We start from the raw sequence: 25,338 nt of genomic DNA on the forward strand, positions 1-25,338 counted from the left end.
GCGCTGTCACACCATCGAGACAGCGGTCCGACCGGCCGAGACTATCCGATGCAGCGATAGACTATGCGTGTCGTTGGGACCTCACGAAACCGGAGACGGGGCCGCGCGATCGCTCCGGTCGCGTACGTGATTCGCACGCACAATTGGACGGCTCTGTCAGAAGGGCCTTTATGTCCCACTGTCACCGGACGAGTGCAATGAATCGAATCACAGTCGTTGCACTCGCCTTCCTCGTCACGACGGCGGCCCTCCCGGCCGCCGCGGTCGGCGCGGGTGCGAGCGCAGCATCGCCCTCCCAACAGAGCGACGGCAGCGCCGACGCGAGCGCCTACGCGGGCACTCACGTCGCCTTCGACGCCTCGAGCAACGCCCTCGTCGACTACCGCGTCGACGGCGAGCAGGTGTTCGAGAACGTGACCGTCGCGTCCCAGAGCGACCACCACAGTCGAACCGATCTCGGTTCGAACGTCGGGCTCGACGCCGTGGCGAACCTCTCCGGACTCGGACTCGACCTCCGAGCCCAGTCCGAGACGCGCGCCGAGATCGCAACTGAGGGATCCGCGTCGATGACCGCTCACGACAGTGAGCGCGGGATCCTGACCGTCGACGCCGGAACCGAGGCCCAGTACGTCGAAGTGGACCTCGCCGATAACAGTACGGCCACCGCCGAAAGCGACGACCGCGTCGTCGTCAACGGCAGCGAACGCACCGGTGCGTTCGTCGTGGTCGGCGACGGCGAGGTGGCCGTCACCGAGAACAGAACCGTGACCGCGGACCTCGAGAGCGACTCGACGCTGGTCTTCCGCTCGTACGCCGAGGGCGAGCGCGACGAGAACGCCGCCGAACAGGAGCGACTGATCGCCAACGGGACGGCGACCGCCGAACTCTACGCCGAGGAGCGCGACGGCGAGCGCGTCGCCGACGTCGCGACCTACGGCCAGGACATCGCGGTGAACGCGTCCGAAGAGAGCCGAGACCGCCTCGAGATGTCGATCGAACGCGCCCAGCACGAGGGAACGGTCGTCATCACGAGCGTCTCCGAGGCCGCCGTCGCCGGTGCCGAGAGCGCCGACGATCTCGCGGTGACCGTCGACGGCGAGGCCGCCGCACGGGCCTCGTCCTACAGCGAACTCGAGGGCGGTATCGGCGAGGAACCCCGCTACATGGTGACCCAATCGAGCGACGCGGCGGCCGCCGCCGACGTGCTCGTGGCGATCGACCACTTCTCGGAGCGAGACGTGGTCGTCCAGAGCGCCGACGGGAGCGGTGACGACGGCGGGAGCGACGGTGACGGCGAGGGCGAAGACAGCGTCCCCGGCTTCGGCGTCGGCGCGTCGCTGGTCGCCCTGCTGATCGGTACCGCCGCCCGCCTCCGACGGTAACGAACCGCCCTTCGGTCTTTCCGCGTTTTCGATCGCCGTCGGATAGCCGCACCGAATGACCGTCTTTTCGCGTTACTATCGCGTTTTTGCGTCAGTATCGAGCCCCGCACTCCGAGAGGCGTTGCGATCGTTGAGTTCGTGGACCGAGCACGGTATACGGGTGACTCGAGTCCAGTGGCCCAGTCGTCAGTGTCCTGACGACACGTCATCGGTACCGTCGCGGTCCGAACACGAGCGACGACGAAAGGGAACGGAAGCGAGAGAATTACGGCAGGCGGACTGTGGTGGAGTCCCGTTCGGGAAAACGGTGTGGGTGGGTGGACGGGTCCGCTCGCCGTCGAATCGTTCGGTGATCTAACCCATAATACTACTCATAAATTCGTCCAAAGGAGGCCGTCCCGGCACGAGACCCGCGACGCTACGGCCGCTCCGCGCCGAATTCATCGCACAGCGAACGTACCGGATCGATGACGGTCGGCCGTCGCTTTTTGAGGGGCGCTGTGATACCATCTACTGTGACTCGAGACGTCCGACGAGCGACGGTCGACGACGTCTGGGCCGTCCATCAGGTCGCACGCGAGAGCTGGCACGCCGTCTACGACGACGTTCTCGGCCCGCAGACAGTTGACGACGTCGTCGACGAGTGGTACGCGATCGGCGACCTCGAGTCGTCGATTACGGAGGCGAGCGGCCGCGACGACGCGGCGTTCCTCGTCTCGACGGAGTCGCCCGCGAACGGCTCCGGGATCGGAACGAAGTATTACGGCTTCGGACACGCCGTCCCCTGGCCGGAGGATCCGTCGGTCGCGTTTCTCGCCCGGCTCTACGTCCGACCCGACGACTGGAACGACGGGGTCGGAACCGCGCTGCTCGATACCCTCGAGCGACAGTTCGCGACGGAGTTCGATCGCCTCCGGTTGGCCGTCCTCGCCGCCAACGACGTCGGCATCTCGTTCTACGAATCTCGGGGATTCGACCGCGTCGGGACTCGAGAGTCAGATCTGGCGGCGGGGCTCGAGGAACACGTCTACGAGAAACCGGTTTCGGGCGGAGACTAACCCGATCGGACGGAGGGGCGGCCGAACCGGTCCAAACCGTTACCCGTCCGGTCATTGTATTGGTCTCACATGACAACCGGAGCGACGTTCGATTCCGCCGGCGTTCGTCTCGCGTACGACGATCTGGTTCCCGACGGCGACGGGACGGCCGCGCCGATCGTTCTCGTCCACGGCTTCGCCTCGAGTCGGTACGGCAACTGGCACGACCGAGGCTGGGACGACGCGCTGCTCGAGGCCGGCCGGCGCGTCATCGCGCTCGACTGTCGAGGCCACGGCGAGAGCGAGCGACCGCACGACCCCGCCGCCTACGAGACCGACGTGATGGCAGCGGACGTGGTCCGCCTCTTGGACCACCTCGAGATCGAGCGGGCCGACCTACTGGGGTACTCGATGGGGGGTCGGATCGGTACCGAGGCACTGTATCGCCACCCGGAGCGGTTCAACGCCGGCGTCCTGGCCGGTATCGGCACGGCGACGCTCGAGCCGAGCGACGCCGGCGACCGGATCGCGGACGGACTGCTGGCCGACGATCCGGACGACGTCACCGATCCGGTCGGGAAGCGGTTCCGAACCTTCGCGGAGACGACCGACAACGACCTCGCAGCGCTCGCGGCCTGCGCCCGGACGCGAACGGTGCCCGCCGGCTGGGACGAGATCGCACAGGTCGAGCACCCGGTGCTGATCGTCGCGGGCGAACGCGACGATATCGCGGGCGATCCGAACGAACTCGCGGCCGGCTTTCCGAACGGCGAGGCCGTCGTCGTCGACGACGCCGACCACCTGACGACCGTCCCGGACGAGCAGTTTACCGACGCAGTGCTCGAGTTTCTCAAGCGAGAAGGGTTGTAGCTCGAGTGCGCTCTACTTGCCCTCTTCCATACGGGATGGATGGTCCATTTGTAGCGGTGGCCGATGACTCGAGTTCGCTGCTCACACTGGCAACAGTGATTTCCATTCCCTCCCCAGCCGATTTCTACTCACGGGCCTTCGGCCCGTTCGTATGGTTCGCGGGACCGTCGGTCCCGCGCTAACGCTCGCACTGCTCGCTCATCCACAGGAAGACGCTTCGCGTCTTCCACGCCTTCGTTCACTCCGTTCACGAAGACCTCGTACGGCTTCGGATCACGGTTCCCTTCGCGGTCACCGTGATCCAGCGCGCGCCACCGCACGTGGTTCGATCGAGCAGAAAAATCGGACGATTACCGGCCGCTATAGCGTTTTCTCGGCTTCGCTCTCGTCAACGACTTCGATTCCGCGGTTGTTGACCGCCATCGGATCGAGGCCGACCTCCTGCAGGAAGTTCTTGTACTCGCGCTCGCACTGCTCTGCGTCTTTCTGCTTGTCGCTGGCGCGATCGCAGAGTTCGACGAGGTTCTCGGGAACGTCGTTCTGGTAGACGATCCAGTGGTTGATCAGGTCGGAGAGCCGCCGAATGGGGCTCGTGAAGTGGCCATAGATCTCGAAGTTCAGCGCGTGGTGGCCGCCGAAGGGGTCGTTCATGTACCGCGCTCGGGGCATCACCTTCATCACCGCCCACTGGATCTTGTCCAGCTGGCGGCCGGGCGCTTCCTCGAGCGTCGCGTTGACGGCCTTCCGCGGGTCGTCCCAGGTGCTGCCGGGGATCGAGACGCCGTCTAAGTCCTGAATCTCCCGCAGCGCTTCGGACCACTCGTCGGGGCTGGGCTGGGGGTGCACTCGGTACATGGCCGAGACGCCGCGGTTCCACATGAGCTCGTGCGTGACGGCCTTGTTGGCCTTCAGCATGCACTCCTCGATGATGGTGTGGGCGCGGTCGCGACTCGGGTTCAGGACGAGCGAGCCGTCCTCCTTGCGCTGTTCGTGCATCTGCTCGGCGAGGTCGTAGACCAGCGCGTTCTCGTCGTGGAGCGGCGCGTCGGGGTCCTCGAGGCGGCTCTCGGCCTCCGCGTAGGTGAGTCGCTCGTCGGACTCGATGACCGACTTGTAGATCTCGATGTTCTCGTAGCCCAAATTCTCCTTGTCGAGGTGCATCTCGACGGTGTGGGCCAGTCGGTCCTCGTTGGGAACCAGCGAGCAGACCGTCTCGGCGAGCACCGGCGGCAGCATGTGGACCGTGTAGCCGGGGAGATAGACCGTGTTGCCCCGTTCGACGGCCTCGTCCCACATCGCCGTGTCCGGGTTGACGTAGTGGGTCACGTCGGCGATGTGGACCCAGAGGACGTACTCGTCGTCGCGTTCCTCGATCGAGAGCGCGTCGTCGAAGTCCTGGGCGTCGATCGGGTCCGTCGTCCACGTCGTCAGATCCCGCAGATCCTGCCGCTCGTCGATCTCGTCTTCGATTTCGGCCGTCACACCCTCCGTTCGGGCCTCGGCCTCCTCCAAGACTTCCGGCGGGAACTCGTCGCGGAGCTCGAACTTCTCGAATAACTCCTCGCGCTTGTTCTCGAGATGGCGCGCGAGATCCTCCGAGACCTCGACGGGTCCCTGACCTTCCACGGTCCCGGCTTCGGCCTGTGCGTCGTCACTCATGACGAGGGCTACGCACGTGAGAGTGAAAGTCGTGTCGGGATGGGAACCAGGCTATCGCTCGCGTTCCTCGAGCGGACCGTAACGCTCCTCGACCGTCGAGAGATAGCTCTCGAGAAAGACGTCTCGGTCCCGTTCGCCGGCCTCGAGCTCGACAAGCAGCCCCTCGAGTTCGTCGCGAGGGTGATGACAGAGGTCGCTGTGGCAGGACTTACAGAGGTGTTCGAAGGTCTTGCCGTCGCGATCCCAGCGGTCACCGTGCTTGTCGTACTCGCGGGCCTCGTCGCGCGGGCGCTCGGTGCCACAGGCCAGACAGGTGACCGTCTCCGTCCGGTTCCGAGAGGGCCACATACACGGTCCGACGGCGTGGTCACACTTAGCGATTGGCACACGTTTCCCCCGTCCTGACGGTCAGGCCAACCGATTCACCGGGGCCGACCGGTCGCCGGAACGGGCCTTTTAACTCCGGACCGCGCGTTGCCCCGGACATGCAGGTCAAGTCTCGACATCACCTCCGTAGCGACGCGGTGTCCGATCTCGAGGAGACGCTCGAGGACCAACTCGGCGTCTCGCCCGAGGGCGACGCCTACGAGCGCGTCGAGTTCGAGGACACCGACTGGGAGGTCGTCCTCATCGACGGCGAGCCACGGGTCGCGTACTTCGACGAGGATCCGTTCCTGACGGTCCGCGGCGCGAACGCCTACGAGCCCGAGAAGCGACTGGTCACCGTCGACGCGGGGGCCGTCTCGTTCGTCAGCGACGGGGCCGACGTGATGCGTCCGGGGATCACCGAGGCGACCGAGGACATCTCGCCGGACGATCTGGTCGTCATCGCGGAGGAATCGCACGGCAAAGTGCTCGCGGTCGGCCGCGCCCGCGTCGACGGCGCGGAGATGGCCGGCGACGAGGGGAAGGTCGTCGATTCGCTCCACCACGTCGGCGACGAACTCTACGAGTTCACGGGATAATTCGTCCGCGACCGTCGAATCGATCGCTGCTGATCGATCGCTTCTGCCGAGTCGCACTCGCTCGAGCGACCGCGCCGTCGGAGTCCGAGTCGTGCGGGCCGTGCGAGTCGATCGAACGCCTCACTCCGAGGCCGCGTCGAGCGAATCAGCTTCGAACGCGCCTTCGTACTGCGCGAGGGTGTCCCTGTAGCCCCGTTCCGCGAGCTCGTAGGTCTCTCGGAGGTCCGCGATCGGCGTCTCGGTCGCGTCGAGCCGCAGGTCGTTGTACGGCGGTTCGACGGCGTGTGACTCCGTCGTCTCGACGACCACCGCCGCGCTCTGGACCGACAGCTCCTCGCGTTTGTCTCCGCCCTCGAGGTCGCCGGCCGCCAGCGCATCGATCAGCCGCTTCGCGAGCGGATCAGTCTCGACGTCTTCCGTGACGGCGCTCGGGCCCGTCGAGGGGTCCGTCTCGTCGTGGACCGCGTTCGCCGCGTAGGCGTCGGCGGCCGCCTCGAGGACGGCCTCGCCGGTCAGCATGTTCCCCGCGACGGTGTAGTGATCGCCCTCGCGGTGGCCGTATTCCTCGACGCACTCGTCGCCGGAGAACGCGAAGGTCGTCTCGCTGTCGACGCCGTGTAGCTGGCGCTGGGGCGCGCCGTCGTCGGCGTTGAGCAGGGCCTGCAGGGCGTCGTCGATCGCGAGGCCATCGTCGACGTACTCGATTCCGCGCTCGCCGAGTTCGACGTTGACGAGACTCTGAGTCGCGACGGCGCCCCGATCGCTGACGAACGGACAGAGCGTCCCCACGCCCGGCAACCGCGTCGTGACCGCGACGCCGAACCGGCGGTGTCGGTCACCGCTCTCGGTCTCGTACTCCTCGCGAACGCAGATGCTGAACGTCATAGTTTCCGCGTTAGATGTGGCGGATTAAAAATCTATGGACGACCGGTGCCGTCTCGGTCGTCGGACCGATCCCGTCGACCGTCGATCGCACTCTCGGCGGGTTCGACCCGTCGCCGTCCCGGACAGTCCAGCCGACGGGACCGTGTCTGACGTAAGAACTATACTGACGGCGGCGGTGGATACCGCCAATGGGACTCATGAGCAAAATTCTCGGCGGCAACCAGTCCAGGTCCGTCGAGGACTACTCGGAACTGAACCTCGAGGACGTCTCGACGGGCTCCGCCGAGGCGGCGATGCAGGTACACATCGCGGAGGTCGGCAGTCAAGCTGACGCGATCGACATCAAAGACGCCGTCTACGACGGTGACATCGTCATCGCTGACATCACGCGCCTGCGGACCGAGGACAGTACCGTCGAACACATCGTCGACGAACTCCGGCAGGTCGCCGAGGAGGTCGACGGCGACATCGTCCGAAAGGGCGAGGATCAGATGATCATCACGCCGACCGGCGTCCACATCAGCCGCGAAAAGCTGGGTCAGAAATTATAGCGGTCGTCATCGGCCGGTCGTTCGCTCCGCGGTCGACGCCGAATTGATTGCCGCGGCAGCCGCTTCTCGACAGTCAGACAGCCTCCGAATAGCGGCCGGATCCGCTGTTCTCGTTGGTAGTCACCGCTCCCGGCCGGCTTGCGGCGAACCGAACTAATGACGTCGCTCCCGCTGTCCGTTCGATCTGCATAAAATAAACCGATACTCTCGCGTCGCGTTCAGCGACGCGTTGAACTCGAATTTACGTGCGCTTGACGTTCGTCGCGCGCGGGCCCTTGGGAGCCTGTTCGATATCGAATTCGATGTCTGTGCCTTCTTCGAGATCCGGACCGCCAACATCTTCCATGTGGAAGAAAACGTCATCGTCCGCGTCGTCCGTCTCAATGAAACCGTAGCCGCCTGTGTCGTTGAAGAAATCAACGCTTCCTTTCGCCATTACAAACATACGTAGGGTCGATCGGGGGATAAGGCTTCCGAGAGTCACGCTATCACGACCGTCGGAGCCGTTCGTTCGATGTATGGAGCCAGCCATTCTTGCCGCGTTCTGTGACGATCCCGGCCGGCCGCGACTCCCGCTCGAGCGGCTTCGAACAGTCCGGTCCGTCTCGAGGGGCGAATAAAGGCGGGCCATATCAAGGGTAACGATACTGTCAGGAACGCCGACGCCTCACTGCCGCCGTTCGGGAGCGACGGTATCGCTTACCCGTACGCGTAGCTGAAAGGGGTTCCGAGCGCTACCGCCACTTACACAATGAGAACGGCAGTATCGAATCTTCGACAAGCGGGGCGAGCGACGATTCCGCATCCGCCTCGAGCGGAGGGGGAGACCGACCGCGAGTGTGCGGGTGATCGCTCGTGACTCCCGATCTCGGAATCGTCTCGCCGTCGTGGCTCGCGGCCCACCGCGACGCGGATTCGGTGGTCGTCGTCGACGTCCGCGAGGAGCGAGACTACGGGCGACTGGGTCACGTTCCGGGCGCGGTCAGCGTCCCGGCCGACCGGTTTCGCGATCCGAGCAGCGTCGCCGACGGGAAGCTCCCGGCCCCCGACGACTTCGCCGATCTGGTACGCGAGGCCGGAATCAATCGCACGGACACCGTCGTCGCGTACGGGGACGACGGCGGCGCGCTCGCGGCCCGGTTCCTGCTCACCGCCGCCGTCTACGGCCACGAGGGAGACCTCTTCTTGCTCGACGGCGGTCTCGAGGGGTGGCGCGAGGCCGAGGACCGGGCGCTCACCACTGCTGTCACCGACTCAGAGCCGAGCGCGTACGAGGCGACGCTGCGGGACGACGCGCCGATCGTCGACCGCGAGGGCGTCGAAGCCGCCGTCGAGGGCGACGCGGTCGTCGTCGACACCCGGACCGCCGCCGAGTACGAGCAGTCGCGGGTTCCCGGAGCCGTCCACCTCGACTGGGTAGACCTGCTCGAGGACGGGCGGCTCAGAGACGAGGACGAACTCGAGGACCTGCTCGCCGAGAACGGCATCACGCCGGACGAGCGGATCGTCCTCTACTGTAACACGGCGCGGCGGCTCAGCCACACCTTCGTCGCGCTCCGACACCTGGGTTACGAGGACGTCTCGTTCTACGAGGGGAGCCTGACCGATTGGGTGCGCGCCGAAGCACCGGAGTGGGACCCAGTCGAGTTACAGGAACAGGTCCGATACTACGCCGACAACGGCGGCTTCGAGGCGATGGTCGACGAACTGGGCGAGGACGTGCTCGGCCGTCTGAAGCTGATCGGGCTCTACCACCAGAAACAGCGTGGCTACTTCATGCTCCGGACGCGGGCTCCCGGCGGCGTGTTGACCGCCGAGCAGGCCCGCGCGGTCGGCGAGGTCGCCGACGAGTTCGCGAGGGCCCCCGAGGAGTATGGCGGCCCCGACCAGAACCCGGTCTTCGGCGACGGCTACCTCGACGTGACGACGCGCCAAGACGTCCAGATGCACTGGATCGAGATCGAGGACGTCGCCGAGATCTGGGACCGCTACGACGCGGTCGGCCTCTCGACGATGCAGGCCTGCGGGAACTCCGTGCGCAACGTCGTCGGCTGTCCCGCGGCCGGACTCGATCCCGACGAGACCGTCGATATCCGACCCGTCGTCGAGCGGGTGAGTCAGCGATTCCTCGGCGACCATCACTACGCCAACCTGCCCCGGAAGTTCAAGGTCAGCGTCACCGGCTGTCACGAGGACTGCGCCCGGTCGGGGATCCAGGACCTCGGGCTGACGCCGGCCCGCAAGGACGGCCGCGAGGGGTTCGTCGCGCGGGTCGGCGGCGGCCTCTCGGACGGCCCGCGGGTCGCCAGCGACATCGACCTCTTCGTCGAACCCGAGCAGGTCGACGACCTCGTCGCCGCGATGGCCGACCTGTTCGTAGATCACGGCAGCTACCTCGACACCGCGGTCAACCGCCTGCGATTCCTCGTCGCCGAGTTCGGCCCCGAGGAGTTCCGCGACGAACTCGAGACATACGCCGACTTCGAGTTCGTCGAGCCCGACGAGACCCTGACGATGGAGTACCGGGGCGACCACGTCGGCGTTCACGAACAGGTGGACGGCCGCTCGTACGTCGGCCTGAACGTCCCGACGGGTCGCATGGGCGGCGACGAGTTCGCAGATCTCGCCCGCCTGAGCGGCGAATTGGGCGACGGCGAACTCCGCCTGACGCCCAACCAGAACGTCCTCGTTCCCCACCTGGACGACACGGAACTCGAGGCGCTGCTCGAGGAACCGCTCCTCGAGCGATACAGCCCGGATCCGGGGCCGTTCACGCGCGGGATCGTCACCTGCACGGGCCGGGAGTTCTGTAACTACGGGATCATCGAGACGAAAAACCGGGCGATCAGGTGGGCACGCGAGTTAGACGACTGGGCCGAGGAGGCCGGGATCGCCGACGACCACGAGGCGATCCGGATCCACATGTCTGGCTGTTCGGCCTCCTGTGCTCAGCCTCAACTCGGCGATTTCGGGCTGCGAGGTGAGGTCTACCGCGACGACTACGAGTCCGGGCGGGCGGCCGACCTCGGCCTCGGCGGCGACCTCGGGAACGACGAGTTCATCGACTGGCTCGTCGGGAAGATCCCGATCGACGACGTTCCCGGGGTCGTCAAAGCGACGATGCGGGCCTACGACGCCGACAGCGGGCCCGACGAGTCCTTCACCGAGTGGACGCGCCGGACCGCGAACGCGGACCTGCGGGAGATCGTCACGGATCCGCCGGCGCGCGAGCCGCCAGCCATCGGGACGGAGGTGAGCTGAATGAGCGGCACGCACCGGCCGAGCGTTCCCCGGCAGGGCGTCAAGGGGGTCGGCAGCGACCCGCGCGAACGTGACCGCGACGTCGCCGAGGCCCCCGGCAAGATCTGGTTCCGGGACCTGGACGAGGCCGTCATCGAGGCCGACCGCTGTATCCAGTGTGCCTCCTGTGTCGCCGCCTGCCCCTCCGACTCCATCGGTATCGACGAGGACGAGGGCAGACCGACCCTCGTCAAGATGTGCACCGGCTGCTCGCGCTGCTGGGACTTCTGTCCCCGCAGCGGCCTGCGCTACGAGCGCCACCTCGAGCTCGCGCGCGAGGAACGTCACCTCGATGAGCCGGCGACCTACGCCGCGCGGGCGGACGCCGACGCCGCCGACGCCGGCCAGGACGGCGGCGTCGTGACCGCGCTCCTCGCGGAACTGATCGAGGCCGGCGAACTGGACGGGGCGATCGTCGCCCGCGAGCGCGACGACGAACCGCTCCGCGGCGAGGCGTTCCTGGCGACCTCGCGCGAGGACCTGCTCGACGCCGGCGGCAGCATCTACAATCAGACGATGGGGCTGGGGCAGATCGAGGAGTTGCTCGCCGATGCCGATCTCGAGAGCGAGGCGCACAGTGCCTCGGACAGTCGAGCGGGGAGTGAAACGACCCGCGAGACGGACGATCCGGACCTCGCGCTCGTCGGGACGCCGTGCGTGATTCAGGGCGCGACCGCGCTCGATCGCTACGATCACGCACCGGCCGATCCGATCGCGCTCACGATCGCTCTGATGTGTACCCGCAGCTTCGAGCACGGCCGTCTGGTCTCGCGTCTCGAGGCCTTCGACGTCGATCCCGCGGCCGTCGAGTCGCTCGACATCAGCGACGGACGGCTGCACGCAGTCGACGAGAACGGCGAGACCCTCCTCGAGGAAGACGTCGCGGCGTTCGACGCGGCGGGGCTACGCGGCTGCGACGAGTGCGCCGATTTCGTCGGCGACGCGGCCGACATCAGCGTCGGCAACGTCGGCAGCGAGGAGGGCTACACGACCGCGATCGTTCGGACTGAAACCGGCGACTCCGCATGGGAGCGAGCCGCGGCGACCGGGCTCGAGACGACGGAAATCGACCGGCCGTCGACCCTGGAGAAACTGGCCGACTGGAACCGGCGACGTGCGGAATCGATCCTCCCGCGGGAGTTCGACCCCGAAGGGAGCATCGGGATCCCCTACGAACGCCACCGCGAGGCCTACGACGGGACCGATCGCGAGCCGGAGCCGCTGAATCCGGCCCGCGTCCACCAGTACGAGGAGTGGTGTTGAGACGGCGGTGCGACACCGGGGCGAGCGTTGTCGACGGCAGCACTGAGCGGGCGCTGTCGACGACAGCACTGAGCGAGCGCTGTCGGCGGCGGCGATTCGCCGACCCCCCGCCAGTGTGAAGAATTTTCACCCGGCGGGAATTCCCGTTCGCCGTTATCCCGCGTGCGGCCGTACGAACCGATATGACGGGCTTTCGTGCAACGGTCGTCGTCGACGAACCGGCGGACTGTCCGGTGGCCGACGTCTCCGCCTCCCTCGAGGAACCGGTCGACTCGGTCTCTCGGTCGTCTCAGTCGACGGCCGAGGGAACGGTCGTCGAGGAGTTCGGCGTCGACGCCGACGCCTCGGTCGAGGGGGATCACGACGTCGAACTGACGCCGGTCCAATCCAACGACAGAGAGGCGATCTATCGGTTCGAGCGCGACGGCACCGCCGACTGCGCCTGCGAAGTCATCGAGGGGACGGGAACGCTGGTCTCGTCGGTCCGCGCCCAGAACGGAGCGTTGCTCCTCTCCTTTCGAACCCTCGAACTGGCCGAGATCGCCGAGATCGTCGACGAACTGCGCGCGTACTTCGACGGCGTCGTCGTCGAGGAACTCACGCAGGACCACGAGGGGGTCTCCGCCGATCCGGTCGTCGTCGACCGCGAGGAACTCACGACGAGACAGCGGGAGATCATCGAGACGGCCCACGAGATGGGCTACTTCGACTATCCGAAGGGCGCGAACGCGACGGACGTGGCCGAGGAACTCGGCGTCGCCCGGTCGACGTTTACCGAGCATCTGGCGGCGGCCCAGACGAAGCTGATGGACGCGATCCTCGAGGCGGAGGGGGAGCAGCAGTAATTCGCCGCGCTGTCCCAGTAACCCTTTGACGGACGCCTCCCTTCTCGAGGACATGGACGTCATTCACACGGCCCTGTGGGTATCGGACATCGAGCGGACGCGCGAGTTCTATATCGACGGCCTCGGACTGGAAGAGAACTGGTCGTTCACCGCCGACGACGGCGTCGAAAACGTCTATATCGGCGGCGAGAACGGCGAGTTTCAGTTCAAATACGATCCCGATGGCGGTCCGGAAATCGATTCGGGGACGATGGCCCACGTCGCGGTCGGCGTCGATAGCACCGACGAGACCTTCGAGCAGTTGAGAGAGCGAGAAGATCCGCCGGTGCAGACGGAGCCGACGACGATGGCCGACATCGACGTCCGCGTCGCGTTCGTCGAGGACCCGGACGGCTACGTCGTCGAACTGGTCGAAGAACTCGAGTAGGTGCCGACGGAGCGACGGAGAGCGCGCCTCGCGATCGGCTACGTCTCGGAGGACTCGGCCGCGGCGGGTTCCGCGACGGTCGGCTGCGTTCGAACGACCTGAACGAGGAGGCCGGCCGCGACCGTGACGACGGCGGCCAGGAAGAGCCACGAGGTTCGGTAGCCGACCGTGTCGGCGAGGTAGCCGAACGCGGGTGGCGCGACGAGCGCGCCGCTGGTGAGCGCGAGCTGGCCGCCGGCGGTCGCGCCGCCCATCTCGTCGGCGCGGACGAGCGTCGCCATGACGGAGTAGTAGACGCCGGTGTAGCCGAGGACGAAGAAGCCGAGCACGGAGAACGCGACCGCGGCTCCGAGTTCGGTGGTCGTCGACGCGACGACGACGAACATGACGGCACTGCCCAGCGACTGGGCGACGAGCAATAGTCCGATCCTGACGCGGGGTTCGCCGGGGAGCACGTCGCTCAGCCAGCCCGTTAGCACGCGGCCGACGCTGCCGAACAACTGGACGAGCGCGAGGACGATACCGCCGAACGCGACCGACGCGCCGATCGATTCCTCGACGTAGAGGACGGTGTACCCGGTCGTCGTGAACAGTGCCGCGCCGAGGAATAGTCCCGCAGTCGTCAGAACGAGGTAGGGCCGGTTCGAGAGCAGCGCCCGAAAGTCGGGGTAGTCCGCCGCTTTCCCGCCGCTGTCGCTCGCGTAGCTGTGAGAGAAGAGGACGGCGACGACCAGACCGACCGCCGCGGCGACGAGGAATCCGGCCTGCCAGAAGAGCGCCCCCGCGAGGCCGGTAATGAGGAGCGCGCTGATACCGCTGCCGCCGGTGACGCCGACCTGCTTGATCCCCATCGCGAGGTTCTGGCGGCCCGGCTCGATGTTGTCGAAGACGGCCTTATTCGTTCCGGGAATCGCGGTTCCGTACATCGATCCGAGGACGAACACCGCCGCGAGCAACAGTGCATACGTCGGCGCTCCCGCGACGAGAAGCGTGCCCGCTGCGAGTCCGACGAGACCGAGCGTCAGCGTCAGTCGTTCGCCGAATCGGTCCGTCAGCGCGCCCAGCGGCAACAGGAAGACGGCGTAACCGAGGGTGAGCGTGGTGACGACGACGCCGACCGAGAACCGAGAGAGACCGAACGCGTCGCGAAAAAACGGCGTCGCCGCAAAGATCGTGTAATAACAGATGCTCGCGGAGATCTGCCACGTCGTGACGAGAAGCACCGTCTTCCAGTACGACCGATCCATTGCGCAGTACTGATCGAGAACAAGTTAAAAAAGATGCTATTATGCTCGTCTATGGATAGAGAATAGACCCTAAGTTCAAGAATTATTATAGTATAGATTGAAACAACATAGATTCATCACATGTGTATTTTAACTACTTTCAGGGCCTCTAAACCATGTTCTGGTATGTGTGCCCATAACTAGGGCACAATAAGTGTCAGTTTCAGAAAGTCATGGTTGTTTAGACCATAACAACAGTTATTTATAGTGTTATTCGAAACTGAGGGGCCGTATGTGTGCCAACAGCGGTCAGCGCAGGCGAGACGTTCTAAAAGGCGCAGCGACGGCCGGCGTTATCAGTATGGCCGGCTGTCTCAGCGGCGACAGCGGCGACAAGATCACCGTTACGATCGGTGGGACATCCCAGAACAGTTCGACGCAAGCGGCGGGGCAGGCGCTCGCACGTGCCGCCAGCCAGCACAGCGACACGGTCAACGTCTCCGTACAGGTAACGGACGGCTGGATCGCGAACCTCCAGGAGTACGACAGCGACAACATTCCCGCGATGGGCGTCGATAACAACTCGATCGCGAAGGCGATGGCGGACGAGGGGCCGTTCGCGGACAACCCCGTCGAGACGCTCCCCCACCAGGGCTTCATGTTCACGTCGCTGCAGATCCACATGCTCGGTCTCGAGGACAGCGGCCTCGAGTCGACGGCGGATCTCAAAGAGGGCGGCTACACCATCTATCCCATCCAACCCGGCTTCGGGACGCGACAGCTGACGAAGGAAATCCTCGAGGACGCCGGCGTCTGGGAACAGAACGATATCAACAAGGCCGACACCAGCGACATTCCCGGCCAGGTCGAGGAAGGGAACATCGACGCAATCTGTATGTACGGCGCGAACGGCGTCGAACTCTCCGGCTGGTGTCAGGAGGTCGACGTTCGAAGCGGCGACGGCCTCTACCTGCTCGAGGTCGACGACGAGTTCCGACAGGCCATCGAGGACCACCCCGGCGCGCTGCTCGAGGAGTTCGAGCCCTACGGCTACGAGCAGGACGTGACCGATATCACGGACACGGTCACCTCGTGGTCGCTCGCGGCGCAGTGGGCGTTCGGTCCCGACGTCCCCGCCGAAGCGACCAAGGAGATCGCCCGGCTCTCGCTCGAGCACGAGGACACGCTCCGCGAGGCGGACAAGACGACGCTCGATTTCACGCCCGAAAAGATGACGGAGACGGTCATGGAGGACCTCGAGGTCCACGAGGGCGTCGCCGAATTCTTCGAAGAGAACGACGTCTGGGACGACGCCTGGACGCGCGGTGAAGCCGAGTCCGGCGAGTAATCGACGCGCCGAATCGCCCGGTTCCCCCTTTCGGTAATCCTGACCAATGGTAGCAAACGACGATAACAGCACTGACGATACCCGAGACGGCGACGACGGAGACGTACCGGCTCCCGACGAGAGTATCCTCGAGACCGACGACCCCCTCTCGGTCGCTGACGGGCTCCGAGGCAAGTTCGAATGGGCGGTGATCCTCGGGTCGATCCCGTTCTGGTTGGTGGTCTTCTGGTACTCCAAGACGCAGATGATGGATCGGGGGCGCTACGCGACCCTCTTCCTCGGCGGCGTCCTCATCCTGTATCTGCTGATCGAGCTTCCCGATACGATCGAAGAGAAAAACTGGCTCGAAACGGCGCTGATGACCGTTTCGGGCGGAATCGTACTGACCGGGACGGTGTATCTATTCGCGTCCTATCAGGAGATCGTCAACGTTCGCGCCGGCCACGCCTACGACTACGAGATCGCACTCGCGCTCGCGCTCTCGTTGATGATGATCTACCTCACGTGGCGATCGTTCGGCGTCACCTTCCTGGCCGTCGTACTCGGCGGTATCGGGTACGGGTTCGCCGGCCCGTATCTGGCGGGGACGCTCAGCCACGGCGGGCTCACTATCGAACGAACGCTCCGAATCCTCGCGATCAGCGGCGACGGGTTCTACGGCTTCCTGACGCAGCTCGTCGCGGCGTGGATCGCGCTGTTCCTGCTGTACGCCGGGCTGTTGAAGGCGTACGGCGCGTTCGACCTCATCCTCCGGATCGCCGTCCGATCCGCGAAGTACATCGACTCCGGGATCGCACAGACCGCGGTCCTCGCGAGCGCAATTATCGGCTCGGTCAACGGGAGCCAGACCGCAAACGCCGGCATGACTGGTTCGTTCACGATCCCGCTGATGAAAAAGAGCGGCGTCAAACCCGAGACCGCCGGCGGGATCGAAGCGGTCGCCTCGACGTCCGGACAGGTGCTGCCGCCCGTCATGGGTGCCGGTGCCTTCATCATGGCCTCGCTGATCACGGGCATCACGTACGGGGACGTCATCGTCGCGGGCCTCATTCCCGCGGTAATCCTCGTCGTCTCGATCTTCATCGCCGTCCACTACGTGGCGGCTCCGCAGATCGACAACCCCTCGATGACCGGTCTGTTCGACGACGCACTCAGTCGGCAGGACGTGTTCCTCGAGTCCATCAAGTACGGCGTGCCGTTGCTCCTGTTGGTCTACCAGCTCGGCATCGTGCAGGTGACGGTGATGACGGCGGCGCTGCAGACGGCCGTCGCCATGATCGTACTCGGACTCCTGATCCCGCTCGTCGACGCGGCGCTCGAAGGAGACAGTCTCGGTGCGACGCTGCTCCACACGCTCAAACAGACGCTCGAGGGCTTCCGGCAGGGCGTCATCGTGGTCGCACCGATCGCGATCATTCTGGCAGCGATCAACGGCATCGTCGACATTCTGATGGCGACCGGTGTCCCAACCGCGATCTCGCTCACGCTGATGGACCTCTCCGGCGGCGTCCCGCTGATCGCGTTCTTCCTCGCGATGGTCATCTGTATCCTGCTCGGGCTCGGGATGCCGACGACCGCGTCGTACACCGTCGTCGCCTTGCTGATCGCGCCGACGCTGATCAACCAGTTCCTCATTCCGGACCTCGCGGCTCACTACTTCGTCTTCTACGCGGCCATCCTGGCGGGACTGACGCCGCCGATCGCGACGTGCGTCGCGGTCGCGACGGGGATCGCCGGCGGTGACTTCTGGCGGACCTGCATCGAGGCGATCAAGATCTCCGCACCGCTGTTCGTCCTCCCGTTCGTCTTCGTCTACCATCCGGCGGTCGTCTCCGGCGAGTTCTCCGCGGCCGCGCTGAGCGCGGGCGCGATCGCACTGCTGGGAGCGATCGCGATCATCCACGGTATCAACTATCGCTTCACGTTCGCCCGCGGCGCGACGTTCGGTCTCAGAGTCGTGTTCGCCGTGGCCGGTATCGTCGCCATGGTTCACCCCGAACAGATGATCCAACTCGGTGCGCTCGCCCTCGTCCTCGTCCTCTACGGCGTTCAGACGACGCTCGGACAGTCGGAGCCGACCGGTGCAGTTTCCGGTGCCGGTCGCGGCGGACAGCCCTGACCGCCTTCGACGCACCGTCCTTCAGTACCGTTTCGGATCGCTCTCGTACCAGTAGCTTCCGTCACGTTTCGATTTCGCGACCGATTCCACCGTGGGAGACGACTCTAACGAAAAACGATTATAGTAATCGGGTCGGGTATCGACTGACTATCTGTTCGTTTGATCACGAAAGTACCGTTCGTCTGTAGTCGTAAAAGCGGCAAAACCAGAACATCCGGGGTATCGATCGCCGGCACCGGGCAAACGATAATACTTTTCCATTGGCGTCCGAAATCCCTGACTATGTCTGACGACCTCAAGAAAGGGCTCGAGGGTGTGTTGGTTGCCGAATCGGAGCTCAGCTCGATCGACGGTGATGCCGGTCGACTGATCTATCGCGGCTACACGATCGAAGACCTCGCTCGCGGTGCGAGCTACGAAGAGGTGCTGTACCTGCTCTGGAACGGTCATCTCCCGACCGAAGACGAACTCGAGCCGTTCGCGGACGCGCTCATGGACGAACGAGAGGTCGACGACGACGTCCTCGCGACGATGAAGACGCTCGCCGAGGCTGACGAACAGCCCATGGCCGCGCTGCGGACCGCGGTCTCGATGTTCTCGGCCTACGAACCCGAAGACGACGCCGATCCTGAAGACCTCGAGGCGACGCTTCGAAAGGGTCGTCGGATCACGGCCAAGATCCCGACCGCGCTCGCGGCCTTCGAGCGCTACCGCCTCGGCGAGGAGCCCGTCGACCCCCACCCCGACCTGGGTCTCGCCGCGAACTTCCTCTACATGCTGGCCGGCGAGGAGCCCGACGATATCGCCGCCGAGACCTTCGATCAAGCGCTCATCCTCCACGCCGACCACGGTTTGAACGCCTCGACGTTCACCTCGATGGTCATCGGCTCGACGATGGCCGACATCTACAGTGCCGTCACCGGCGGCATCAGCGCCCTCTCGGGGCCGCTCCACGGCGGCGCGAATCAGGACGTCATGGAGGTCCTCATCGAGATCGACGAGAGCGATCTCGACCACCGTGAGTGGGTCGAGCAGGCGACCGCGGAGGGGCGTCGCATCCCCGGCTTCGGTCACCGCGTCTACAACGTCAAGGACCCCCGCGCGAAGATCCTTCAGGAACGCAGCAAGGAACTCGCCGAAAACGGCGAGGACAAGTGGTATAACTACACCACCACCATCGAGCAGTACCTCACCGAGGAGAAAGGTCTCGGCGAGAAGGGAATCGCCCCGAACGTCGACTTCTATTCCGGCTCGGTCTACTACCAGCTCGGCATCCCGATCGACATGTACACGCCCATCTTCGCCATGAGCCGCGCCGGCGGCTGGATCGCCCACGTCCTCGAGTACCAGGACGACAACCGCCTCATCCGTCCCCGCGCTCGCTACACTGGCCCGCAGGATCAGGAGTTCGTCCCGCTCGCGGACCGGTAACCGGACTCGTTCCCGGCCCGTCGCCCGTTTTTTGCCGCTCGCCACACCGATCGAGAGCGACGGAACGATCGCTGCCGGGTCGCGTCGCCGTGGACCGTCCTACGCGGGACCGATTCGAATCGAGACACGTCTCGGGTCCGCACGAGGGCCACCGTCACGGCGGTGGCCTCGCTCTCGAGACGATTGCACGTCTCGTCTCCGCCCGAACGGGCGTCTTGCGGTCAGTCGTCCCCGTCGCTCAGTTCTCGAACCAGCAGCGACACGCCGATCAGAGACGTGAGCAGGACGGCGAGATTGAACGCGGCCCGTATCAGGGGCTGGTACTTGGGATCGACCCAGAGGTCGATCGCGTCGGCGACGCTCCCGTAGAACTGGATCAGCGCGAAGACTGCCAGGAGCGAACAGACGGCGAGTCCGCCCCAGGCGAGAGAGCGTCGAATTCGGTCGGAGCCGGGATCGAACCCGGTGGTGTCGGCCGGTTCAGACGTCGGATCCGTCTCCGTTCCCCGGTCCGGTCGATCGGTCTCGGCGTCGGTCTGCGTTCGTGTCGATGTCTCAGTCATTGGAACCTCCGTGCGAGCGTGATCGTCGCGAGCAGTGCGGCGGCGGTGACGGCGACGCCGAAACCGGGCGTTCCGTCGGCACCACCGTCACTCGCGTCGTGTCCGCCGGATTCGGAGCGTCCGTCGGCCGCACTGGCGTCGGAGCCACCGGTGAAGTCGCTCACCTCGAGTCCCGCGTCACCGGCCGTCTCGTTGACGGACAGCGATCCCGGGCCGAGATTGGCGACCGATCGATCCGTCCCGACGATGGTGCCGTCGCGCCAGAGGACCGCATCGAGGTAGTAGTCGTACTCCTGTGGCACCTCGAGGTCGACGGTCGGCGACGCGGTCTTCCCCGGCTCGATCGCCGATAGCTCGACGGTCGCGGAGTCGGCGACGACGTTCGAATCCGCCTGTCGAGCGTTCACTTCGAGTTCGAGGTCGGCTTCGGTGTCGTCGCCCGTATTGGTGAGATAGCTGGCGACCTCGAGGGTAGCCGCGTCGTCGGTCGTCGACGCGATGGAATACCCGATCGCGGGGACGTCCGCGAGGCTCCCGCCGGCGTCGCCGCCGAAGCGGTGGAACTCCACGTCGGTGTCGGCGTAGGCCGGGGTCAGCGCGTCGACGCCCTCGACCGTCTGGCTGGCCGATTCGGTACGCCGTCCGTCCCGGTAGACGAGCGTCTCGATCTCGTAGCTGCTCTCCCGAGGGACCGTTACCGCACTCGAGACGACGACTTCGGACTCGTCTTCCAGCGGCTCGACGTCCCGTTCAGTGGTGTCCTCGACGAGTCCGGTCTCCGTATCGGTCGCTCGGTGGACGACGGTGACGTTCGTGACGGGGTCGCCGCGGTGTTCGAGGTGCGTGTCGACGGCGAGCGTGGCGGTGCCGCCAGTGACCTCGTCGGCACTGATCGTGATCTCCGCCAGCGACGCGTGGCCGGCGTTCTCGACGTCGCCGGCCGTCTCCGGTCGGTCGGGAGCGGACACCGCGCCGGCGAGAGCGAGCGTCGTGAGCGTCCCGATCACGACCGCGACCGTCGCGACGGCCAGGAGGGACTCGCGATTCATATCAAGTTCCTTCAATTAGTCGCATAAGTGCTTTGTGTACCTCGCGCGAAACGACTCGCCACGACGTCGAGCGATACGAGCAAGAGGACGGAGCCGGAACCATCCGCCGTGCTCGTCTTCGTCTACGGGACGCTGACCGATCCGGAGCGGGTCGCGACCGTCCTCGAGATAGATCCACCGGACGCGGCGGCGGCGTTCGCCGGCCGAGCGACGCTCGAGGGACTCCACCGAGTCGACGGCCGGTACCCGACGCTCGCACCCGGCGGCAGCGTCGACGGACGACTGCTCGCGGTCGACGACGCGGGCCTCGAGCGACTCGACCGATACGAGGGCGTCGAGAGTGGGCTCTACGTCCGAGTCGCAGTGCCGGTAGTGAGCCGGAGCGATGACCGGCGAGGGGAGTCAAGCAGGACGGCCGACGACCGGTGTTGGGTGTACGTCGGTGAGCCGGATCGGCTCGGCGTCGACGCGACCTGGCCCGGAACCGAACCGTTCCGCGACCGCGTAGACGGTGTCGTTTCGCGAACGGATATCGCGGTTCGACGCCTCGAATGACGTCCGTCCGTCCCGCGTCTGACGCCGATATTTTCCCGCCGCCCGCTTGCGATTTCACTTTCACCGCGGGTGCATGAGTTTTATATGGTCGCGGGCCACTTCTCCACTCGCACGTCACACGCCGTGCATTCCCTGTATTCCCTGTCGTGCCGTCCAGGTTTGACGGCACATCCCTGTCGGGGTCTGCGAGTTCGGCGACGGGCCCGCTCGGTCTCCGACAGTAATCCTTACACCCCACGCCGAGTAGACGGGCGTATGCTGGAACTCGACGCCATTCTCGAGGCGCGCGAGCGAGTCCGAGAGACCTCTCGGCACACGCCGCTCGAGCACTCCCACACCTATTCGGCGATGACCGGGGCCGATGTCCGTCTGAAACTGGAGAACTTCCAGCGGACGGGCGCGTTCAAGATCCGCGGAGCGACGAACCGAATCGCGACGCTCTCCGAGGCACAGAAGGACGCCGGCGTCGTCACCGCGAGCGCCGGCAACCACGCCCAGGGGGTCGCACTCGCGGCCACGCGGTCCGGCGTCGACTCGAAGATCGTCATGCCCGAGCACGCGCCGATCTCGAAGGTCAAGGCGACCAAGAGCTACGGCGCTGAAGTCGTCCTCTCCGGGCGAGACTACAACGAGGCCGCCGAGCGCGCCCACGAGATCGAACGCGAGGAGGGCCGTACCTACGTCCACGCCTTCGATGACGAGTACATCATGGCCGGCCAGGGAACGATCGGCCTCGAGATCCTCGAGGACTGTCCCGACGTCGAAACGGTCGTCGTTCCGATCGGCGGCGGCGGGCTCATCAGCGGCATCGCGACCGCGATCAAGGAGCAAAAACCCGACACGCGCGTCATCGGCGTGCAAGCCGAGGGAGCCTCGAGCGCCGCGAAATCCCTCGAGAAGGGCGAGCGCATCTCCCTCGACGGCGTCGACACCATCGCGGACGGCATCGCGACCCGCAGCGTCGGCGAACGGACCTTTCCCTACATTCAGGAGTACGTGGACGAGGTCGTCACCGTCTCGGATCCCGAGATCGCAGTCGCCCTGGTCTACCTGCTCGAGCGCTCGAAGACCCTCGTCGAGGGGGCCGGCGCGGTCGCGCTCGCCGCCGTCCTCTTCGAGAAATTCGACTACGCGGAGGACGAGATCATCGTCCCCGCGCTCTGTGGCGGCAACATCGATCTGAACACGCTGACCAACGTCATCGTCCGCGGTCTCGTCGAGACCGGCCGCTACCTGAAGATCAGGACCGTTCTCAAGGACCGACCCGGCGCGCTCGAGGACCTCCTAGACATCTTTACCGCCCACCGGGCCAACATCTACGCGATCCACCACGACCGGACCTCCCGCGAGGTCGAGATGAGCGACACCGAAGTCGAGATCGAACTCGAGATGCGCGGCCCCGACCACGTCGATAGCTTCCTCACGGATCTGCGCGACGCGGGCTACGAGGTCGACGTGCTGGCCTGAAAAAATCGAGGAGCCGTCTCGGAGCGGTCGAATCGAATCGCTTCTCCCGCTGATGTCGCTTCGTACCACATCGATCTCGAGACAGACGGAAACGGTCGAAAACAGATCGTATACGGACCATATCGCCACTCTCCATTTCTGTATCACCTCATTGTTAATTATCTATCGCCAGAGATACCGCGTCCATGCAGCGTCGAAAGCTCCTCGGCAGTATCGCAGCCGCAGCGATCGGATCGACGGTATCGACATCGGCATCGGCATCGGCGTCGAAGGGTTCGGCGGACGGAACCGCTTCGAGTTCGGCACGAAACTCCGATATTCTCCCGACGGGGACCGAGCGAATCGCGGAAACGTTCTCCGATCAGCTCGAGCAGGAACTCCATCACGGCGCACAGCTCGCCGTCTACCACGACGACGAGCTCGTGGTAAATCTCGCGGGCGGCACGACCGGCCCCGATGGAGGCGCGGAGCGGACCGATACCCGTCACATCCTGTTCTCGACGACGAAGCCGTACACGGCGGCCGTCGTCCACCACTTGGTCGATAAGGGCCTCGTCGACTACGACGACTACGTCGTCGAGCACTGGCCGGCGTTCGCGAGGGGAGACAAGCGGAAGAAGAACGTGACGATCCGCCACGTCCTCTCGCACCAGTCCGGCCTTCACTCGATTCCGGCGATCGACGATAATCCCGAAGTGTGGGGAATGCCCGACAGGAAAGAGAAACTCGTCGAGGAGGCCGAGCTCCTGTATCCGCCGGGGACGCGCACGGATTACCACCTGCTGAGTTACGGATGGATTATCGACGGTCTCACCCGAAACGTCGTCGGCAGACAGATCGACGAGATCGCAGAGGACGCCATCTTCGAGCCGCTCGGGATGGACGACACGGGAATCGGACTCGAGGGGGACCATGGCGACGTCGCGACCCTCGTCGGGTTCGAACCGTACAGCCAGATCACCGAGCCCGAATCACCGGGGTACAATGCCTACGTCGCCGATCTGTTCAACAGTCCGGGCGTCCAGCACAGCGTCGTCGGTGCTGCCACCGGTATCGGGACGGCCCGTGATCTGGCACGGTTCTACAACTGCCTGCTGAACGACGGCGAAGACGTCCTCAGCGAGCGCGTGACGCGTGCGTTCACCTCGGTGGAGGTCGAACAAGTGGAGGACGGCGAGTACACCCGTCGCGGCCTCGGCGTTCGCTTCGGCGGCAACCCCGGCGACGACTTCGGCGTGACCGCGTCTCACGGCGTCTACGGACACGGCGGACTCGGCAGCATCATGACGTGGGGCGATCCCGACAACGACATCGCGTTCGCATACGTCACGAACGGAATCCGCGACGGCTACGAACACAGCCAGCGCGTCGCCCGGCTCGGTGACACGGTCCGTCACGAACTCTCGTAACGGCGACCGTCGGCGTTACTTCTCGCGAAGATCACTGGTTCGACAGTAATGTACTTGCCGTGCCTGATCGTCACGCGCGAGTCGCTGAAAACGAACGAGACGCGGCCGTGTCGATCGGTGTTCCCATCGCTATCGAACGCGGCCTCTAACGCGTCCGAATCGACCGTTTCGGAGAGTGGCGGAAGCGAATCAACTGGCTTGTTTTCGTAATCACTCACCGCGCGGATAACCGCGATAGTGAGTGAGTTCTTAGCGTCCACCTCGCGCTCCATATCACTAGTTATGGTTCGAAACGGATAACACGGAACGGTTTTCACGAACGGGGACTTTTCGATTGATGGAGTTACAAACAGACACTTTTTCTGGAATTTCGTTTAGTGACTGTGGTGATGTAGTATTCTGTCGGCGACTGGGTTGTGTTACTCCGGCCGAGATGATGAACGAGTGACCCCGATAGTTCTGGGCAATTGATAGCGACTCAATCCCTCATTTCGCCGGCGGTACGTTCTCTCGTCCGGCGTCTCGACATCCCGCGGACGGTACCGCGGATGCGAGTCCGCCTGCTTTTAAGCCGCCGCGCCGCGAGGAATCGAGCGTGAAACGAATCATCGAGACCGACGACGCGCCCGCCGCGGTCGGTGCGTACAGTCAGGCGACCAGTAACGGCTCGCTGGTGTTCACCGCCGGCCAGATTCCCATGACGAACGACGGCGAGGTGCTCGCCGACGAGTCCATCGAGAACCAGACCGATCAGGCCCTCTACAACCTCGACGCCGTCCTCGACGAAGCGGGCGCGTCCGCCGAGGACATCCTCAAAGTCACCGTCTTCCTTGAGGACATCGACGACTTCGAGGCGATGAACGAGGCCTACGCCGACTACTTCGACGACCAGCCGCCGGCCCGCAGCGCCGTCGAGGTCGCCGCGCTCCCGAAGGGCGTCGGCGTCGAGATCGAAGCCGTCGCGTCCGTCGAAGCGGAGTGAGGTCA

The 25,338-nt window shown here is 65.2% G+C and carries 24 protein-coding genes; 16 read left to right on the forward strand and 8 right to left on the reverse strand.

Features of this window, described 5'->3' with window-relative positions; genetic code table 11:
- Nucleotides 1-197: 197 nt before the first annotated feature.
- The 3 genes from LDH66_RS07495 (at nt 198) to LDH66_RS07505 (ending at nt 3,289) form a co-directional block, all read left to right on the forward strand.
- Entirely contained in the window at nt 198-1,382 is a 1,185-nt protein-coding gene (locus tag LDH66_RS07495) for a hypothetical protein (RefSeq protein ID WP_226480429.1), read from the forward strand.
- 515 nt (nt 1,383-1,897) lie between these two features.
- Nucleotides 1,898-2,440: a GNAT family N-acetyltransferase gene (locus LDH66_RS07500; RefSeq protein ID WP_226480430.1), complete on the forward strand. Its 543-nt coding sequence runs from the start codon at nt 1,898-1,900 to the stop codon at nt 2,438-2,440.
- Nucleotides 2,441-2,509: 69 nt separating this feature from the next.
- On the forward strand, nt 2,510-3,289 hold the full coding sequence (locus tag LDH66_RS07505; protein WP_226480431.1) for an alpha/beta fold hydrolase: 780 nt from the start codon (nt 2,510-2,512) through the stop codon (nt 3,287-3,289).
- A 360-nt stretch (nt 3,290-3,649) separates the two neighbouring features.
- Here the strand turns inward: LDH66_RS07505 and LDH66_RS07510 are convergent, their stop codons facing one another.
- Nucleotides 3,650-4,948, reverse strand: coding sequence for an RNB domain-containing ribonuclease (locus tag LDH66_RS07510; protein WP_226480432.1), 1,299 nt, complete (start codon nt 4,946-4,948; stop codon nt 3,650-3,652).
- A gap of 51 nt (nt 4,949-4,999) precedes the next feature.
- Complete coding sequence (locus LDH66_RS07515) at nt 5,000-5,296, reverse strand: DUF7562 family protein (protein ID WP_226480433.1); 297 nt, start codon at nt 5,294-5,296, stop codon at nt 5,000-5,002.
- A gap of 137 nt (nt 5,297-5,433) precedes the next feature.
- On the opposite strand from LDH66_RS07515, the gene LDH66_RS07520 reads away from it, so the two are divergent.
- The gene (locus LDH66_RS07520) at nt 5,434-5,913 is read left to right on the forward strand and encodes an RNA-binding protein (RefSeq protein WP_226480434.1); all 480 of its coding nucleotides are present in this window, start codon (nt 5,434-5,436) and stop codon (nt 5,911-5,913) included.
- Nucleotides 5,914-6,033: 120 nt separating this feature from the next.
- Here the strand turns inward: LDH66_RS07520 and LDH66_RS07525 are convergent, their stop codons facing one another.
- On the reverse strand, nt 6,034-6,798 hold the full coding sequence (locus tag LDH66_RS07525; RefSeq protein ID WP_226480435.1) for a DUF1028 domain-containing protein: 765 nt from the start codon (nt 6,796-6,798) through the stop codon (nt 6,034-6,036).
- Between the two features lie 188 nt (nt 6,799-6,986).
- On the opposite strand from LDH66_RS07525, the gene LDH66_RS07530 reads away from it, so the two are divergent.
- The gene (locus LDH66_RS07530) at nt 6,987-7,349 is read left to right on the forward strand and encodes a cell division protein SepF (RefSeq protein ID WP_226480436.1); all 363 of its coding nucleotides are present in this window, start codon (nt 6,987-6,989) and stop codon (nt 7,347-7,349) included.
- Nucleotides 7,350-7,590: 241 nt separating this feature from the next.
- On the opposite strand, the gene LDH66_RS07535 is transcribed toward LDH66_RS07530, so the two are convergent.
- On the reverse strand, nt 7,591-7,785 hold the full coding sequence (locus tag LDH66_RS07535; protein ID WP_226480437.1) for a cold-shock protein: 195 nt from the start codon (nt 7,783-7,785) through the stop codon (nt 7,591-7,593).
- 437 nt (nt 7,786-8,222) lie between these two features.
- Between LDH66_RS07535 and LDH66_RS07540 the strand changes: the two genes are divergently transcribed.
- The 4 genes from LDH66_RS07540 (at nt 8,223) to LDH66_RS07555 (ending at nt 13,184) form a co-directional block, all read left to right on the forward strand.
- A complete protein-coding gene (locus tag LDH66_RS07540) occupies nt 8,223-10,610 on the forward strand; it encodes a rhodanese-like domain-containing protein (RefSeq protein ID WP_226480955.1) in 2,388 nt (795 codons plus the stop codon).
- A complete protein-coding gene (locus LDH66_RS07545) occupies nt 10,611-11,912 on the forward strand; it encodes a Coenzyme F420 hydrogenase/dehydrogenase, beta subunit C-terminal domain (protein ID WP_226480438.1) in 1,302 nt (433 codons plus the stop codon).
- Between the two features lie 182 nt (nt 11,913-12,094).
- Nucleotides 12,095-12,757 (forward strand): helix-turn-helix domain-containing protein, encoded by a 663-nt coding sequence (locus LDH66_RS07550; RefSeq protein WP_226480439.1) that lies wholly within the window; start codon nt 12,095-12,097, stop codon nt 12,755-12,757.
- A gap of 52 nt (nt 12,758-12,809) precedes the next feature.
- Complete coding sequence (locus LDH66_RS07555; protein WP_226480956.1) at nt 12,810-13,184, forward strand: VOC family protein; 375 nt, start codon at nt 12,810-12,812, stop codon at nt 13,182-13,184.
- A 38-nt stretch (nt 13,185-13,222) separates the two neighbouring features.
- Here the strand turns inward: LDH66_RS07555 and LDH66_RS07560 are convergent, their stop codons facing one another.
- Nucleotides 13,223-14,431, reverse strand: a complete 1,209-nt coding sequence (locus LDH66_RS07560) for an MFS transporter (RefSeq protein ID WP_226480440.1) — start codon at nt 14,429-14,431, stop codon at nt 13,223-13,225.
- 271 nt (nt 14,432-14,702) lie between these two features.
- Here LDH66_RS07560 and LDH66_RS07565 point away from each other — a divergent pair, with 271 nt between their 5' ends.
- The 3 genes from LDH66_RS07565 (at nt 14,703) to citZ (ending at nt 19,308) form a co-directional block, all read left to right on the forward strand.
- Nucleotides 14,703-15,758: a TAXI family TRAP transporter solute-binding subunit gene (locus LDH66_RS07565; protein ID WP_226480441.1), complete on the forward strand. Its 1,056-nt coding sequence runs from the start codon at nt 14,703-14,705 to the stop codon at nt 15,756-15,758.
- Nucleotides 15,759-15,804: 46 nt separating this feature from the next.
- A complete protein-coding gene (locus LDH66_RS07570) occupies nt 15,805-17,877 on the forward strand; it encodes a TRAP transporter permease (RefSeq protein ID WP_226480442.1) in 2,073 nt (690 codons plus the stop codon).
- A gap of 282 nt (nt 17,878-18,159) precedes the next feature.
- The gene (gene citZ / locus LDH66_RS07575) at nt 18,160-19,308 is read left to right on the forward strand and encodes a citrate synthase (RefSeq protein WP_226480443.1); all 1,149 of its coding nucleotides are present in this window, start codon (nt 18,160-18,162) and stop codon (nt 19,306-19,308) included.
- A 221-nt stretch (nt 19,309-19,529) separates the two neighbouring features.
- On the opposite strand, the gene LDH66_RS07580 is transcribed toward citZ, so the two are convergent.
- Both LDH66_RS07580 and LDH66_RS07585 read right to left on the reverse strand, forming a co-directional pair.
- The gene (locus LDH66_RS07580; RefSeq protein WP_226480444.1) at nt 19,530-19,871 is read right to left on the reverse strand and encodes a DUF8060 family membrane protein; all 342 of its coding nucleotides are present in this window, start codon (nt 19,869-19,871) and stop codon (nt 19,530-19,532) included.
- Nucleotides 19,868-20,920, reverse strand: a complete 1,053-nt coding sequence (locus tag LDH66_RS07585) for a DUF7490 domain-containing protein (RefSeq protein ID WP_226480445.1) — start codon at nt 20,918-20,920, stop codon at nt 19,868-19,870. Before LDH66_RS07585 ends, LDH66_RS07580 begins: the two co-directional genes overlap by 4 nt.
- Nucleotides 20,921-21,028: 108 nt before the next feature.
- On the opposite strand from LDH66_RS07585, the gene LDH66_RS07590 reads away from it, so the two are divergent.
- The 3 genes from LDH66_RS07590 to LDH66_RS07600 all read left to right on the forward strand — a co-directional run bounded on the left by LDH66_RS07590 (nt 21,029) and on the right by LDH66_RS07600 (nt 24,351).
- On the forward strand, nt 21,029-21,475 hold the full coding sequence (locus tag LDH66_RS07590; protein ID WP_226480446.1) for a gamma-glutamylcyclotransferase family protein: 447 nt from the start codon (nt 21,029-21,031) through the stop codon (nt 21,473-21,475).
- A gap of 255 nt (nt 21,476-21,730) precedes the next feature.
- The gene (ilvA, locus tag LDH66_RS07595) at nt 21,731-22,942 is read left to right on the forward strand and encodes a threonine ammonia-lyase (RefSeq protein ID WP_226480447.1); all 1,212 of its coding nucleotides are present in this window, start codon (nt 21,731-21,733) and stop codon (nt 22,940-22,942) included.
- A gap of 185 nt (nt 22,943-23,127) precedes the next feature.
- Nucleotides 23,128-24,351 carry a serine hydrolase domain-containing protein gene (locus tag LDH66_RS07600; RefSeq protein WP_226480448.1) on the forward strand — a complete coding sequence of 408 codons (1,224 nt, stop codon included), beginning with the start codon at nt 23,128-23,130 and terminating at the stop codon, nt 24,349-24,351.
- On the opposite strand, the gene LDH66_RS23265 is transcribed toward LDH66_RS07600, so the two are convergent.
- Entirely contained in the window at nt 24,336-24,623 is a 288-nt protein-coding gene (locus tag LDH66_RS23265) for a HalOD1 output domain-containing protein (protein ID WP_226480449.1), read from the reverse strand. The genes LDH66_RS07600 and LDH66_RS23265 overlap by 16 nt on opposite strands.
- 323 nt (nt 24,624-24,946) lie before the next feature.
- On the opposite strand from LDH66_RS23265, the gene LDH66_RS07610 reads away from it, so the two are divergent.
- Nucleotides 24,947-25,333 (forward strand): Rid family detoxifying hydrolase, encoded by a 387-nt coding sequence (locus LDH66_RS07610; RefSeq protein ID WP_226480450.1) that lies wholly within the window; start codon nt 24,947-24,949, stop codon nt 25,331-25,333.
- Nucleotides 25,334-25,338 lie beyond the last annotated feature (5 nt).

Source organism: Natrinema amylolyticum (assembly GCF_020515625.1).
GTDB lineage: Archaea > Halobacteriota > Halobacteria > Halobacteriales > Natrialbaceae > Natrinema > Natrinema amylolyticum.

Excerpts from the sequence above, each read along its gene's own strand:
- LDH66_RS07585 (WP_226480445.1), bottom strand. The coding sequence starts at position 20,920 with ATGAATCGCGAGTCCCTCCTGGCCGTCGCGACGGTCGCGGTCGTGATC.
- LDH66_RS07560 (WP_226480440.1), bottom strand. The coding sequence starts at position 14,431 with ATGGATCGGTCGTACTGGAAGACGGTGCTTCTCGTCACGACGTGGCAG.
- LDH66_RS07535 (WP_226480437.1), bottom strand. The coding sequence starts at position 7,785 with ATGGCGAAAGGAAGCGTTGATTTCTTCAACGACACAGGCGGCTACGGT.
- citZ (WP_226480443.1), top strand. The coding sequence starts at position 18,160 with ATGTCTGACGACCTCAAGAAAGGGCTCGAGGGTGTGTTGGTTGCCGAA.
- LDH66_RS07525 (WP_226480435.1), bottom strand. The coding sequence starts at position 6,798 with ATGACGTTCAGCATCTGCGTTCGCGAGGAGTACGAGACCGAGAGCGGT.
- LDH66_RS07530 (WP_226480436.1), top strand. The coding sequence starts at position 6,987 with ATGGGACTCATGAGCAAAATTCTCGGCGGCAACCAGTCCAGGTCCGTC.
- LDH66_RS23265 (WP_226480449.1), bottom strand. The coding sequence starts at position 24,623 with ATGGAGCGCGAGGTGGACGCTAAGAACTCACTCACTATCGCGGTTATC.
- LDH66_RS07600 (WP_226480448.1), top strand. The coding sequence starts at position 23,128 with ATGCAGCGTCGAAAGCTCCTCGGCAGTATCGCAGCCGCAGCGATCGGA.
- LDH66_RS07495 (WP_226480429.1), top strand. The coding sequence starts at position 198 with ATGAATCGAATCACAGTCGTTGCACTCGCCTTCCTCGTCACGACGGCG.
- LDH66_RS07545 (WP_226480438.1), top strand. The coding sequence starts at position 10,611 with ATGAGCGGCACGCACCGGCCGAGCGTTCCCCGGCAGGGCGTCAAGGGG.
- LDH66_RS07510 (WP_226480432.1), bottom strand. The coding sequence starts at position 4,948 with ATGAGTGACGACGCACAGGCCGAAGCCGGGACCGTGGAAGGTCAGGGA.
- LDH66_RS07520 (WP_226480434.1), top strand. The coding sequence starts at position 5,434 with ATGCAGGTCAAGTCTCGACATCACCTCCGTAGCGACGCGGTGTCCGAT.
- ilvA (WP_226480447.1), top strand. The coding sequence starts at position 21,731 with ATGCTGGAACTCGACGCCATTCTCGAGGCGCGCGAGCGAGTCCGAGAG.
- LDH66_RS07515 (WP_226480433.1), bottom strand. The coding sequence starts at position 5,296 with ATGTGGCCCTCTCGGAACCGGACGGAGACGGTCACCTGTCTGGCCTGT.
- LDH66_RS07550 (WP_226480439.1), top strand. The coding sequence starts at position 12,095 with ATGACGGGCTTTCGTGCAACGGTCGTCGTCGACGAACCGGCGGACTGT.
- LDH66_RS07555 (WP_226480956.1), top strand. The coding sequence starts at position 12,810 with ATGGACGTCATTCACACGGCCCTGTGGGTATCGGACATCGAGCGGACG.
- LDH66_RS07580 (WP_226480444.1), bottom strand. The coding sequence starts at position 19,871 with ATGACTGAGACATCGACACGAACGCAGACCGACGCCGAGACCGATCGA.
- LDH66_RS07570 (WP_226480442.1), top strand. The coding sequence starts at position 15,805 with ATGGTAGCAAACGACGATAACAGCACTGACGATACCCGAGACGGCGAC.
- LDH66_RS07565 (WP_226480441.1), top strand. The coding sequence starts at position 14,703 with ATGTGTGCCAACAGCGGTCAGCGCAGGCGAGACGTTCTAAAAGGCGCA.
- LDH66_RS07505 (WP_226480431.1), top strand. The coding sequence starts at position 2,510 with ATGACAACCGGAGCGACGTTCGATTCCGCCGGCGTTCGTCTCGCGTAC.